The organism is Dactylosporangium siamense (genome assembly GCF_016862795.1).
GTDB classification, from domain to species: Bacteria; Actinomycetota; Actinomycetes; order Mycobacteriales; family Micromonosporaceae; genus Dactylosporangium; species Dactylosporangium siamense.
In genome coordinates, this window is sequence record NZ_BONQ01000160.1 from 1 (window position 1) to 14,100 (window position 14,100).

The 14,100-nt window shown below is 68.2% G+C and carries 9 protein-coding genes and 1 tRNA gene; 3 read left to right on the forward strand and 7 right to left on the reverse strand.

Features of this window, described 5'->3' with window-relative positions; translation table 11 throughout:
* Window positions 1–51: 51 nt before the first annotated feature.
* The 4 genes from Dsi01nite_RS48625 to Dsi01nite_RS48640 form a co-directional block, all read right to left on the reverse strand.
* Complete coding sequence (locus tag Dsi01nite_RS48625; protein ID WP_444542527.1) at window positions 52–1,644, reverse strand: glycoside hydrolase family 13 protein; 1,593 nt, start codon at window positions 1,642–1,644, stop codon at window positions 52–54.
* Window positions 1,645–1,670: 26 nt separating this feature from the next.
* A complete protein-coding gene (locus tag Dsi01nite_RS48630; protein ID WP_239136891.1) occupies window positions 1,671–2,534 on the reverse strand; it encodes a carbohydrate ABC transporter permease in 864 nt (287 codons plus the stop codon).
* 86 nt (window positions 2,535–2,620) lie between these two features.
* A complete protein-coding gene (locus Dsi01nite_RS48635; RefSeq protein WP_203853292.1) occupies window positions 2,621–3,619 on the reverse strand; it encodes a carbohydrate ABC transporter permease in 999 nt (332 codons plus the stop codon).
* A gap of 69 nt (window positions 3,620–3,688) precedes the next feature.
* Window positions 3,689–5,029: an ABC transporter substrate-binding protein gene (locus Dsi01nite_RS48640; protein ID WP_203853293.1), complete on the reverse strand. Its 1,341-nt coding sequence runs from the start codon at window positions 5,027–5,029 to the stop codon at window positions 3,689–3,691.
* 186 nt (window positions 5,030–5,215) lie between these two features.
* Here Dsi01nite_RS48640 and Dsi01nite_RS48645 point away from each other — a divergent pair, with 186 nt between their 5' ends.
* From Dsi01nite_RS48645 to Dsi01nite_RS48655, 3 genes are all read left to right on the forward strand, one after another.
* Window positions 5,216–6,244, forward strand: coding sequence for a LacI family DNA-binding transcriptional regulator (locus Dsi01nite_RS48645; protein ID WP_239136887.1), 1,029 nt, complete (start codon window positions 5,216–5,218; stop codon window positions 6,242–6,244).
* A 48-nt stretch (window positions 6,245–6,292) separates the two neighbouring features.
* On the forward strand, window positions 6,293–6,430 hold the full coding sequence (locus tag Dsi01nite_RS48650) for a hypothetical protein (RefSeq protein ID WP_203853294.1): 138 nt from the start codon (window positions 6,293–6,295) through the stop codon (window positions 6,428–6,430).
* An 80-nt stretch (window positions 6,431–6,510) separates the two neighbouring features.
* A tRNA-Lys gene (locus tag Dsi01nite_RS48655) sits at window positions 6,511–6,583 on the forward strand.
* A 107-nt stretch (window positions 6,584–6,690) separates the two neighbouring features.
* Here the strand turns inward: Dsi01nite_RS48655 and Dsi01nite_RS48660 are convergent.
* The 3 genes from Dsi01nite_RS48660 to Dsi01nite_RS48670 form a co-directional block, all read right to left on the reverse strand.
* On the reverse strand, window positions 6,691–10,533 hold the full coding sequence (locus tag Dsi01nite_RS48660; RefSeq protein ID WP_203853295.1) for an Ig domain-containing protein: 3,843 nt from the start codon (window positions 10,531–10,533) through the stop codon (window positions 6,691–6,693).
* Window positions 10,534–10,879: 346 nt separating this feature from the next.
* Window positions 10,880–12,523, reverse strand: a complete 1,644-nt coding sequence (locus tag Dsi01nite_RS48665; RefSeq protein ID WP_203853296.1) for a cellulose binding domain-containing protein — start codon at window positions 12,521–12,523, stop codon at window positions 10,880–10,882.
* Between the two features lie 13 nt (window positions 12,524–12,536).
* Window positions 12,537–13,715, reverse strand: coding sequence for a glycosyltransferase family 2 protein (locus Dsi01nite_RS48670; protein WP_203853297.1), 1,179 nt, complete (start codon window positions 13,713–13,715; stop codon window positions 12,537–12,539).
* Window positions 13,716–14,100 lie beyond the last annotated feature (385 nt).

Here is a 14,100-nt window from a genome sequence, read left to right on the forward strand (position 1 = left end):
TGACCCAACACTGTTCCTCCGATGACCGGCCCGAGACGCTTCGCTGGCCGGTCATGCCCTGATCCAGGCGGTCGTGTCGGGCGGCAGGCTGCCGTCGGCGGCGAGGTCCCCGCTGGCGAGCAGCACCTCCCCCGGCGGCAGCGGCGCGGGCACCTGACCGAAGTTGGTGATCACCCGGATCCCGCCGTTGCGGAAGTCGACCAGATCCTCGCCTTCACCGGTGCCCCACTGCAGGACGCCGCGGCCGAGCTGGTGGGTCCGGCGCAGGCGCAGCGCCTCGGTGTAGAGCGACAGGGTCGAGCCCGGCACGCCACGCTCGGCGTCGGCGGCGAACCGTCCCCAGTCGGCGGGCTGCGGCAGCCATGCGGCGGAGCCCGGGCCGAAGCCGAACGACGGCGCGGCGGCCTCCCACGGCACCGGCACGCGGCAGCCGTCGCGGCCCCGCACCTCATGCTTGGAGCGGAACCAGGTCGGGTCCTGCCGCTCGTCGTCGGGCAGCGTGGTGTGCTCCGGCAGGCCGAGCTCCTCCCCCTGGTAGAGGTAGGCGGAGCCGGGCAGCGACAGCATCAGCATCGTGGCGGCCCGGGCCCGGCGCAGGCCGAGCGCCTCGTCCGGCTGCGCGTCGCCGACGCCGATGCCGCCCTGGGTGCTGTAGCCGGCCTCGAAGCCGAGGCGGGACGCGTGCCGCACGACGTCGTGGTTGGACAGCACCCAGGTGCACACCGCGCCGACGGGCGCGACGCCCTCGATCGACTCGACGATCGCCGCGCGCTGGTCGGTGGCGGTCCACGGGGCCATCAGGTAGCTGAAGTTGAACGCCTGGTGCATCTCGTCGGGGCGGATGTAGCGCGCCATCCGCTCGGCCGGCGACACCCACGCCTCGCCGACCATCATCCGGTCGCCCTCGTAGGAGTCCAGGACCCGCCGCCACTCGCGGTAGATGTCGTGGACGCCGTCCTGGTCCCACATCGGCGGGGTGCGGTGCTCCGCGCCCGGGCTGGTGATCGGCACCTGCGCCTCGGTCCAGTCGGGCAGGCCGCTCTCCTTGATGAGGCCGTGCGCGACGTCGACCCGGAAGCCGTCGACGCCCCGGTCCAACCAGAACCGCAGCACGTCGATGAACATCTGCCGGACCTCGGGCAGGTCCCAGTTGAGGTCGGGCTGGCTGCTGTCGAACAGGTGCAGGTACCACTCGCCGTCCGGGACGCGGGTCCAGGCGGGGCCGCCGAAGACGCTCTGCCAGCCGTTGGGCGGCTGTTCCCCGTCGGGACCGAGGCCTTTGCGGAAGTGGTAGCGCTCCCGTTTGGTGCTTCCCGGACCGGCCGTGAGGGCCTCCTGGAACCACACGTGGTCGCTGGAGGTGTGGTTGGGCACCAGGTCGACGACGACCCGCAGGCCGCGGGCCTTCGCCGCGGCGACCAGGGCGTCGAAGTCCTCCAGGGTGCCGAACCGGGGGTCGACGTCACGGTAGTCGGCGACGTCGTACCCCGCGTCGTGCTGCGGCGAGGGGTAGAACGGCGACATCCACAGCGCGTCGACGCCCAGGTCGGCGAGGTGGTCGAGGCGCGACGTGATGCCGCGCAGGTCCCCCATGCCGTCACCGTCCGCGTCCGCGAACGAGCGTGGGTATACCTGATAGATCACGGCATCACGCCACCAGACCAGCGAACTCACCCCTTGACTCCACCGGCCAGCAGGCCGCGAACGAAATATCTCTGCAGTGACAGGAACACGATGATCGGGATGACCATCGAGACGAACGCCCCGGAGGTCAGCCGCTGCCAGTCGTTGCCCCGGGTGCCGGCCAGCTCGGCCAGCCGGACCGTCAGCGGCCGGGTGTCCGGACCGGAGGTGAACACCAACGCCACCAGAAGATCATTCCAGATCCACAGGAACTGGAAGATCGTCAGGGACGCCAGCGCCGGCGTGATGAGCGGCAGGACGATCCGCCGGAACGTCATCGCCGGTCCCGCGCCGTCGACCCGGGCCGCCTCGAACAGGTCCTTCGGCAGCTCGGACATGAAGTTGTGCAGCAGGAACACGCCGAGCGGCAGGCCGAAGCAGGTGTGTGCGAACCACACGGCGAAGAAGCCGCCGCCCCACTCGGTGTAGTCACCCAGGATCTGCAGCAGCGGGATGAGCGCCATCTGCAGCGGCACGATCTGCAGCGTGAACACGCCGATGAAGATCCAGTCCCGGCCGCGGAAGTTGAGCCAGGACAGCGCGTACGCGGCCATCGCCGCCAGGGTGACCGAGAACACCACGGCCGGCACGGTGATGGTGAGCGAGTTGACGAAGTAGCTCGCCAGCCGGCCGGAGGTCGCCGAGGTCCCGAACACGACCTCGTTGTAGTTGTCCAGGGTCAGGCTGGGGTTGGTGAAGAACTTCCACCAGCCCGTGGTCTTGATGTCGTTCTCGGGGCGCAGCGACGACACGAACAGACCGAACGTGGGGATCGTCCAGAGGATCGCGATGATGATCGACACGACGCTGGCCGTGCGCGAGGTGAGCTTGCGCCGGACCCGGCCGGCCATCGTGTTCGCGGGGACCTCACCGCTCTTGTAGCGCGGGCCGGCCTCGGGCGCGTTGTCGTCTTTGCCCTTTTCGAGGGAAATGTTGCTCATCGGATCTCCGCTCGCTTCCGCAGCTGCCGGGCCTGGTACACGACGACCGGCACGACGAGCAGGAACAGCACGACGGCGAGCGCGGCGCCGCGGCCCTCACCGTTGGGGTCGTCACTCAGCCGGAACGCCTGGTTGTACATCTCGAAGGCGAGCACGCTGCTCTTGAAGTTGCCGTTGGTCGACGTCCGGACGATGTCGAAGACCTTCAGCGTGGCGATGGTGATGGTGATGGTGACCACCACGACCGCCGGCCGGATGCTCGGCATCGTGACCCGCCAGAACATCTGCCACGGGCTGGCGCCGTCGAGCCGGGCGGCCTCGACGATCTCGGCGGGGATCGCCTTGATCGCGGCGGACAGGATCACCATCGCGAAGCCGGCCTGGATCCAGATCATCATGACGATCATGTAGAACGTGTTGCTCGGCGAGCTGGTGAGGAACTGCTGCGGTTCCATGCCCAGCCAGACCAGGATCTGGTTCAGCAGACCGATCTGCTCCTGGTCCGCCTCACGGAACGCGTAGATGAACTTCCAGATGATGGTGGCGCCGACCAGCGAGATCGCCATCGGCATGAAGATGAGCGACTTGGCGATGCCCTCGCCGCGGGCCTTGTCGACCAGCACCGCGTAGATCAGGCCGAACGCCGTGGCCAGCAACGGCACGCACACCACCCAGAACAGGGTGTTGCGCAGCATGATGAGCGTGTCGTCGTTGGTGACGATCCAGGTGTAGTTGTCCAACCCCACGAACTTGCCGCGGGTGTTGTTGTAGAACGACAGCGTCACCGTGCGGATCAGCGGGTAGACCAGGCCGATCGCGAGCAGGATGAGCGCCGGGCCGAGGAAGCCGAACATATGCAGGCGTTCCTTGCCCTTCCCCCACCGGGGCAGGATGTCGAGCACGAACAGAAGGCCGCCGACCACGGCGACGAAACCGCCGATGAACAGCAGCGCCGGCCAGATCTTCGCGACGTCTTCGGAGAAGTCATAGTCCATGGGGGTGTCCTCCGACCGGCCGGCTCCGGCGCCGTGGTGCTCTGGCGCCGGAGCCGGACCTTCAGCTGCTTACTTGGGCCAGGTGCTTTCGATGTAGTCCAGCGTCGCCTTGGTGTCCTTGGTGCCGTTGATCCAGTCGGTCATACCGGTCCAGAAGGACTTCGAGCCGACGGCCGCGGGCATCAGGTCGGACCCGTCGAACCGGGCCACGGTGGCCGGGTCCTGCAGGATCTTCACCGAGAGCTTGTCGATGGAACCGGTGACCAGGCTGACGTCGAGGTTCTTGTTGGCCGAGATCCAGTCACCGAGCTTGGCCTTGCTGTTGGCCCACTCGGCGGAGGCGAGGTAGGTCTGCACCTTGACGACCTCTTCGCGGTCCGAGAAGGCGGAGACGAACTCGCCGGCGACCAGGACCGGCTTGCCCTTGGCGGGGTCCACGGCCGGGAAGTAGAAGGCGAACACGTCGCCGTCCTCGGCCACGTTCGTGCCCTTCGCCCACTGGTTGGAGTAGAAGTTGGCCTGGCGGTGCAGACCGCACTTCTTGTCCTTGACCGGCAGGCCACCCTCCTGGAAGGAGGTGGTCACGATGGTCTTCGGGTTACCGACGTACTTGGGGTTCTTCAGGATCGACGCGGTCCGCTCGGCTGCCGACACGATGCGGGGGTCGTTGAACGGGATCGTGTGGTTGACCCACTGGTCGTACACGTCCGGGCCCTGGTCGCGCAGGACGATGTCCTCGATCCAGTCGGTGGCCGGCCAGCCGGTCGCGTCACCGGACTCGATGCCCGCGCACCACGCCTTGATGCCCGTCGCCGCGATGTCGTCGGAGAGCTTGATCATCTCGTCCCACGTGGTGGGGACCTTGTAGCCCTTCTCCTTGAACAGCTGCGGCGAGTACCACACCAGCGACTTCACGTTCGCGCCCAGCGGCACGCCGTAGACCTTGCCGTTGACGGTGGCGTACTTGGCCCAGTCCTTCGACCAGTTCTTGTCGAGGTTGGCCTTCACCGGCGCGGGCAGCTCCTTGAGCTGACCCTTCGTGGCGAACGAGGCGAGCAGGCCGGGCTGCGGGAAGACCGCGATGTCCGGCGGCTGACCTCCGTCGGCACGCACCTTGATCTGGGTCTCGAACTCGCCGGACCCCTCGTACTCGATCTTGATGTTGGTGCACTCCTCGAACTGCTTCCACGAGGAGGTCAGCTTGTCGGCTTCGGCATCACGGATCGTCGCGTAAATCGAGACGGTCTTCTTCTTGTCGACCTTGTATTGCGCGTACGGCGCGCACTCGGGTTTGTCGGCGCTGGTTGAGCCGGTGTCACTGCCACTGTCACCGCAAGCGGCGGCGGCGAGTGCCAGCGCGGCCACACCGGCGAGCGCGAACGCCCGACGCCGCCTCGAGAGGACAGCCATGGTTAGCCTCCTTTGGCTAGACCCGGTCCGGGCGAACAGCTCCGCCCACGTACCGGTGTGCTGTGTCCCTCGGATGTAAGCGTTTGCAAGGTCGGTTTGTCGAGCCCTTCGGCAGGATTGATCGATAACGAGTTAGCAACACGGTGGACATATTGCTGTTGCGCAGAGTGTTGCTAGCCTCCCCGTGTGGCCGACGTTCCCGTGCCCGTGAGCATGGAGGACGTGGCCCGGCTGGCGGGGGTCTCCTCCGCCACCGTGTCACGCACCCTCCGAGGGCTGCCCAACGTCTCCGACGAGACGCGCGACCGCGTGCTGCAGGCCGCGGCGTCGCTGTCGTACGTCGTGTCCCCGATCGCCTCCCGCCTCGCCAGCGGCCGCACCCACACGGTCGGGGTGATCGTCCCGTACGCCGCCCGCTGGTTCTTCGGCCAGATCGTCGCCGGCGCCGAGTCCGTGCTGCGCGAGCACGGCCTGGACCTGCTGCTGTACAACATCGGTGATGTCGCCGCCCGGCAACGCTTCTTCGGCCAGCTCCCCCTGCGCCGCCGAGTCGACGCCGTCCTCGTCGTCGCCATGCAGTTCACCGACCCCGAGACCGCCGACCTGCGCAGCCTCGGCGTCCCGATCGTCGCCGTCGGTCACGACGTCCCCGGCGCCGGCTGCGTCCGCATCGACGACGTGGCGGCGGCCACCTCCGCCATCCAACACCTCCTCGGCCTCGGCCACCGCCGGATCGGGATGATCTCCACGTACGCCGACCAGGCGATGTTCCTGCCCGTCGCGCACGAACGCCGGCGCGCCTACCTCGACACCCTCACCGCCGCCGGCCTGCCCGTCTGCGACGAACTGGTCATGTCGGTCCCGCACGGCCTCGACGGCGGCGAACAGGCCATGCGCCGCCTCCTCACCCTCCCCGACCCACCCACCGCCGTCTTCGCCGAATCCGACGAACTCGCCTTCGGCGCCCTTTCCGCCCTGCGCCGCACCGGCCGGCACGTCTCCGTCATCGGCTTCGACGACCACGAGCTCAGCGCCCTGCTCGACCTCACCACCGTCCGCCAGCGCGTCTTCGAACAGGGCGTCCTCGCCGCCGGCATGCTCCGCCGCGCCATGACCGTCAGCGACTGGACCCCGGAAGAGCTCCTCATGCCCACCACCCTCGTCCTGCGCGCCTCAACCTGGCCGGTCGCGGTTAGGACCGCCAGCACCGGGTAGCTCGCGGCCCGTTGGATTCCTTCGGTAGCACTTCAGGGGGTTAGTGCCATGACCGAGATGCCGGTGACCTGGGAACAGCCGGACGACGAGCTCGAGGACCTGATCGGCCCCGACACGGACCTGATGGACCAGGAGCCGGAGCAGCCCACACCGACTGACTTCTTCTGGGAGGACGATGAGGAGTAACGCACCGCACAGGCCGGACGGGGGGTATCTCGTTTTTGGGGCCCGGCAAGGGCGTGCTAGAGTTTCCTCCGTTCAGCCAGGCGCCGCTAGCTCAACTGGCAGAGCAGCAGACTCTTAATCTGCGGGTTGTAGGTTCAAGTCCTACGCGGCGTACGCGACAAAGGCCCAGGCCACGGCACTCCTGCCGGACCTGGGCCCTTTCGCGTTGCCGGGCCCGTACAGCCAACCCCGTCGTGCGACGTCGGCGCTCGGGTTGGCGGCTACTGGTCGACGGTGAGCCTCAGCCGGACCGGCGAGGACGGCTGCGGCGGCCCGTAGCTGTCCGTGCAGATGATCTCGATGGTGGCCGACATCGCCTTCGTCGGCATGCCGTGGAGGTGCCCGGTGTCGGGGTCCAGTTCCAGTCCCGGCGGCAGCGGGTCGCCGGCGGCCGCGACCTGCCAACCCTTCAGCGGCCGGTTGAACACCCGGGTGCCGCCGTCGGCGGTGAGCATCGTGCTGTATCTGACCCCGACGGTGGCTCGCGGCAGGTCGGTGGTGGTGATGACCGGGGCCTCCTCGACGAACGCGGCGACGGTCGTCATCGTCGTCGAGGTGAACGCGGCCAGCGCGTCGACCGCGGCGATGATCGATCCCCGGGTCACGGCGCGGGGGTTGAGCCCGATCCGCAGCGGCTGCAGCACTCCGGGGATCGCGGACAGCCCGATCGCGGCCGCGCTGTACGGGTTGGTGCCGCTGTCGTGGATGGCCTTACCGGATGCGGCCAGGAAGCCGGTGGCGAAGATCCCCACCAGGATCGGGCCCAGGACCACCTCGTCGTAGTTCTTGGCGTACGGGGTCTCACCCTTGCGGAAGCTCCGCGCCCAGGTGCCGGCGCCGACCGCGAACGAACCGACGCTGAACCCGAACGCCATGGACCAGCTGCCGCCGGCGTCGTTCCAGTCGGTGCCGGTGACCGGTGGGCACGCGGTTCCCACCCCGTACAGTCCGGCCGAGCAGATCAGCGAGGTCAGCGCGGCAACCTTGCTCGTGGTGTCCCACCAGCCGGGCCGGACCGCCTTCGGCTTGAGCGGCTCCAGGTCGCCGAAGACGTCGGCGCAGGCCCCGAGCATGCCGGCGATGCCGAGGATCTTGTGGACGGTCAGCATCCCCGCCGGGTCGGTCGACGCGCCGGGGGTTGCGCCGGGCTGCCACGACGGGGCCGGCATGCTCGGGAACTCTCCGGTCGGGAACGGTTGCGTGTCGACGCCGTGCATGGCCTTGTACGCGGTGGTGCCGGCCACCGCCACGATCAGGAAGGCGAGGTCGCCGAGTGTCATCTGCGCCTCGGGCTGCTTCGCCTGGGACCGGAACCAGCCGTACACATCGTTGACCTGACCCAGCGTCGCCGGGGTGGTGAGCACGTCGTCGAGATGCTTCGCGATGACGTCGACCAGTGCCACCCCCGCCCGCACGGCGGCGTCGGCGGCGTGGACGAACGGATCGGCGAGGGACCCGACCATGTCCAGAGTCGAGGACACCGACGCCTTCGTCACGGCGTCGGGGTCGGCCGTGTCGGTGACCCTCCCCAGCGCCCGGTCCTTGTCGACGAGCACCCGGTCGGTGCCCGCCACCACGCCGCTGCCGGTCAGCGCCGTCATGAACCGGTCGGTGGCACCGGCGATCACCCCGCTCTTGTCGACCACCGGCAGATCGTTCATGGGTTCACCGAGTGCCCGGTCGAACAACCAGGTGACCTGCGGGTACGCGAACAGGTGCGAGGTGCTCGTGCCGGTCCTGTTCGCATCGGTGATGGTCGGCACCTGGTTGCCGGCATCCCCGACCCGGCGCACCCCGTAGTCGCCGCTCATCCGGTCGAGAACGCCGGTCAGCGTCGCCTTCTGGCCGGCGAACCACCCGTCGGTGTACATCGTGGCGAAGTGGTCGACGGTCTCCGCCCCGTATTTCAGGATGGTGGTGAAACCGTCCTGCAGCGCGGTCTTGGTTTTCCAGATGTGGTCGAAGTTGAACACCGCACACAGCTTCGTGGTCACCGCGTCGATGGACGTGACCACCCACGCGAGGGTCGCCTCCGCCGCCCGGACGGCCCGGTCGAGGCCGTCGATGAGGTTGGTGACCAGCTCGACGGTCTTGCCGGCGATCGTCACCCAGATCCGTGTGACGGCCGCGACAGCGACGTTCGTCACCTCGATCGCGCCGCTCTTGATGCCCTCCCACACGTCGCCGGCGAAGTCGGCGGCGAGCTCCAGGATTCCGCCGTAGTCGGGCCGGGCCCGGATCGCGGCGAGGTGGTCCGCCGCGTCTTGCGGGTTGTCGAACTCGACATAGCCCGGCACACCGGAGGCGGTGGACCGGACGTGGTCGCCGACCGCGAAGCCGTGAATGCGGCGGCCGTGGCGGTCGAGCGCCGAGACCGGCGCCTTGCCGTCGGCCATCCGGAGCAGGTTCTTGACCCCGTTGGCGGCGGCCTCGGCGTGGCTCTCCATTCCCGGCCGCACGAGGGGCGCCAACGCGTACTTGTCGAACGTGCCGGCGACAGAGGTCAGCGTGCCGGTGCCGGCCAGGTAGCCGTGCACCGCGGCGGCCGGCTGGATGACCGCACCCTGGTGCAGACCGACCGCGTCCACGTGCAGCGTCGCCGGCAGCAGGCTGTCGGCCGGCGTGGACAGCATCACCCGACCGAACATGTTCGTCGTGGCGGGCACGACGCGACCCGGCCCGATCAGGTGCGACACCCCGGCGATCTCCACCTCGACGAGGGTCTCGGCGGAGACCTGCACCGTGAAGCCGGGCATCGGCGCGCCCTGCTGGTCGAGGAGGGTCACCTGACTCACGTACCGGTTGACGGTGTGCGGCGCCTCACTGGTGGCCGGTTTCCGCACGTTGTCCGTGGTCCACCGGGCCGTGACCAGGTCCTGGGTGTGGATGCCGAACTGCTCGTCGGGCCGGACCGGGGCGGTGCGGCGGGTCATGACGGTCGGGTGGAAGTCCGGGAACGGGTCGACCGCGTACTCCACGACGTGCGTGGTCAGGCCGACGCAGGCGGGTACCGGCTCGGCCGCGCGTGCCGGCCCGGTCGCCGGCACCGACTGCGCCCAGACCGGTGCGCCCCGGGGCTTCCACGAGGCCTGGTGCAGCACCTTCAGTGTGCGGTCCGCGTTCAGGCCGTAGACGTGCATCATGCCCACGCTGTCGGTCCACACCGTGGCCTCGGTCAGGTCGACCGGGGTCGTCGTGGTCGCGTACGAGGGCGTCGCCGGGATCCGGTGCCAGCTGACCAGGTTGCCGGCGGTGAGGTACAGGCAACCGAGGGCCGGACCGGGTGCGTGGAAGGTGCCGACGAGCGCGGTGGCATTGGTCGCCACGACCGTCGTTTCGGTTTCCATGACGTCCCACCGCTGAACGTTGGTGCCGGACCGGAGGTAGAACACCGTGCGGGTACCCGGGGCGCTGGTGTCGAATCCCATCGTGCCCGCCACCTCGTCGGGGCGGTTCCCCGCTCCGGGCAGGAGGTAGGACGCGCACACGAACCATGGGCCGTCGATGGTCGGTGCCAGCGTCGCCACCGCGTGGCGCCCCGCGACCAGCCCGCTGACGATGCCCTCAACGCCGTTGTAGGCGACGGTCAGCCCGGTCAGGCTGACGTTGGGGCGCAGCGGCCCGTCCTGGAAGGCGATGGCGCCGGACACTGCCTCCCAGGCGCACGTCGTCACCCCGTTGGTGACCGACCGGGTCAAGCGCAGCGCCGCGGGCCGGTCGCCGGGCACCGTGTAGACCGCCCAGACGCTCAGGTCCCGCCGGTGCACGACGGTGACGACCTCCTCGGCGGCGACGTTCAGCGGGGTCTGCTCCCAGCCGCTGTCGGAGCCGCTGCGCTGCAGGTAGGTCAGCTTGTTGGTGGCGTCGACGATCAGCGCCTCCTCCCGGTTGTCCCGGAACGGGTTGGCGAACAGCGCCACCCGGTTGGCGCCGGTCGCCACCGACACCACGTCGGACGCGATCGCGGTCTGCATCAGCATCGACGACACGGTCGTCGAGCCGGGTGCCGCATCGGCCGGCTCATCGGCGGCTGTAGGCCGGGGCAGGCGGTGGGTCATCGTCATGGTCGGTGCCTCTCGGTGTGTCCGCGATCACGACCGGTCGGTCGCACCGGGGCAGACGGACCCGTAGGAGGCGCTGATACCGGCCGGGCCGGCGCTGTCCGATCTCCGACAGTCGATCGGATGGTCAGCGGCCCGAACTCGTCCTACGCGGCGTACGCGACAAAGGCCCAGGCCACGGCAGTCTTGCCGGACCTGGGCCGTTCGCGTTGCCAGGGCCGTGCAGCCCAACGTCTACAGCCGAGACCGCACGGCCGCAGCCACCAGTCCGTCCGTGCCCTCCAAGCGGCCCACCGCGACCCCTCGCAGCAGTCCACCACCGTTGCGACCGGGCCCCACCCGAAAACGCCTACGGGGTGTTGGCTTGCGCGTGGTTGATGCCGCTGGCGTAGAAGCCGTTCACGGCGTTCTGAACATCCGTCAGCGACATTGCCTGCTCGGCCTTGAAGACCCAGTTGACCCGCATGTTCCACGTGCGATCGCCGGTCATGGGAAGATCGATGAGCCACATGCTGAACTGGATCCCCATCCGTTCGCGCGGATATGCCGCGCCGTCACTGGTGAAGATCTTGTTGCCATCGATCGAGTAGGTGACCACGCCGTTGGCGGCGGTGAGCATCAGGACGTGCCAACCGGCGAGGGACTTGTTGGTGGCCCGCGTGACCCGGTCCCCGTCCTTGGAGCTCCGCCAGCTGGTCGTGTCGATCTTCGGCCCCGCGGCGCCCCAACCGCCGTTGGGTTGGTACTCGTAGTCGAGCTCGCTGTAGGTCGGCGACGACGGCGAGGACGAGATCGTGCAGAACGCCTGGACGACATGGTCGCCACTGCGGCCGGTAACCGGTTTGTCGGCAAAGAAGATCCGAGCGGCGAGCGTCCCGGTTTGGAAGATGTTGCTGGCCGTCGCCAGCTCGGCTTGCTTGGTGCCCTGTTTGGTGCCGTCCGAGATGGTCGTGAGCTGCAATGCCTGTCCGCCCTGAGCGGTCGGATCGGCGGGGAAGCTGACCATGTCGGCGGACCAGGTGTCGGGGATGCCCGGCCGGCCCTTCTCCGTGCGCACGTGCCAGCCGCCGACGTTCAGCGCCGGGTCGTTCGGACCGGTGTAGTGGAAGTTGTCGAACATGACGCCGGGCGCGACGGGGGCGCTGCTCGGCGGCGCCGACGGTTGGGCGCCCGCGGCCAGGGCCTGGGGGCCCGGCTCATCGCCCCAGCTGAGGTCGCCGTCGACGTATGCGGTCACCAGTCGTGACGGCTTGAACTGCGCGGCCTTCGCGTCGAACGAGTGGTCGTTGGCCTGGTTCAGTTCCTTGTGATCGAGCCGGTACAGCTGCAGCCCGATGCCGCCGGTGTTGCGTTGCGGGGCCAGGGTGCCGGCGTCGGCCGTGAAGCCGATCTGGAGATAGTGGCTGGCCTTGGGGCTCGGGCTGGCCAGCGCCTCGACGGTCGCCGTGATGTTCGCGCACCGGAGCTCGGTCTGGAAGCAGTTCGCGCCGTACCCCGAGGCCTTGTCCGCGTCGAAGTAGTACCGCAGCTTCACGCTCCGCAGTTCGACGGGCTTGGCGGAGGTGTTGACGACCTGAAGAAATGGCCGGCCGATCGGGGCGGCGGGTGGCGTGTCCGTTCGGTACTGAACGGTGAGCGGGACGGACGGCGGCTCGGTGGAGGCGGCCGACTCGAGAGGGCCGATCCGCAAGGCGCCGTAGGCCGCGGCGGCGACGCCGACGACCACCATGGCCACCGCCGCGAACAGGAGGCCCCCACCGCTGCGCTGGGGTCGCAGCAGGCGCGCCGAAACGACCTGGGTCATGTCGGGGCCGCCGGCAATCAGCCGGTCAGTGTGGTAGCGCCTCTTGGAGGCGACGTAGGTGATGATCGATGAGCCGACGAGACCGATCGTGACGGCGAAGACGATCAGTTGGACCCGGCCCGCGAGACTCACCGCGACGGCGATGCCGGCGAGCACTACGAAGACGCCCAGGCCCTTGAGGGAGTTCATTGTCTTTTCTGGTTCACTTCCACGACGAAACACGCGTGGTGTAGGACTTGAAGATCGAGGACACGATCCAGTAGGTACGCACCACGGTGTATACCAACTGAGGAATGAGCATCGCTTCGACGAGCATCGCTTTCCAGCCGAGATTGCGCACCCGTATCGCCGGATAGACGATCCAGAAGGCCGCCAGGACCCAGAAGACCGGCTGTGAGGGAACGCCGTACACGGCCAGCGCGGCGAGTTGCGTCGTTCCCCAACCCAGCACGTACGCGGCGCCGAAAAGCCCGAGAATCATTGTGGCGATGGAATGCCAGGTGAACTTGGTCCAACCTCGCCGGCGCAGGGCGTCAACGGTGCCGCGCACCCAACGCTCGCGCTGCTGGAGCAGCTCTTTCATGGTTGGCATCAGGTCGGTGTAGGCGATGCAGAGCTGGTTGGCGGTGACCTTCCAGCCGCATTCCTTGAGCGTCAGCGTGGTCTCATAGTCTTCGACCAGGTTGCGGTGGTCCTCCCAGAAGACCTTTTCCCGCAGATCGATCAGGCTTTGCAGGGCCTTGCCCCGGTAGAACGACCCGGCTCCCGCCATCGTGTGGACGTCGCTGCGGTAGCGCATGCTGGCGGCGCGCCCGTACTCGATGATCTGCATACCGAGCAGGTACCGCTGCCACGGATTCCGCCACAGACCGGTCCGGCCGAAGCAGGCCGCGCTGACGCCACCGATGCTCTGGTCCGATTCCATGACATAGGTGGCGCGCTCGATGAATTTCGGGTGCAGCTCGGTGTCGGCATCCATGGTGAGCAGGTGCTTGACCGTGGTGTCCAGACGTCCGCCCAACTGCGACCGCAACCAGTCGATGCCGTGGTTGAGCGCGCCGGCCTTCTTGTGGGGATTGTTCGGCAGGACACGAACAATGGTTTTCGGCGACTGCCACCGGGCCGCGAAGCTTGCCGCATAGGCCTCAGTATTGTCGGTCGAATTGTTCACCACGACGATGATGAGGTCCGGGCGCACGCTCTGCCGGGCCAGCGAGTTGAGCGAAGTGAGAATCCCGACTTCCTCATTTCGCGCCGGAACCACGACGACCGTGTCGTAGACGAAGGACGGCGATCCGTAAGTGGTCGCCCGCCCTCTCCTGCGCCGGCCGTTGGGCGTGTCCAGCGCCCCGCGCCTCGAGCCGTATACGGTCGCGCCCATCAGCCTCTCACCCCCGTTTGAGCAGCGCGACGTCCACTCACCGCAGTCTGCAGCGAAGACTAGCCGATGTGAGCACACGCGCAAAGTGCCGCCCGAAATATCCGCCTGCAATAGGTTCGCCCACGAGAGTCCCGGGCAAATCGGTATATAACTGGCGCCCGGCAGGGCGGGACATAGCCCAGATCATGGTTGATTCAGTGCGCACCGCGCAGCGGTCGCCATTCATGGCGAAATATGACATAGCCATACGCGATCTTGCGGCTAATCCTCGGGTACGGACCGGGTCGTTCCCCATACGCCAATACGCTAATCTCATCCGGCGCTGCCCCATGCGGCGAATCAGGGCTGACGGTCGATACGCCCGAAGGGCGGCATCATGCGAAAA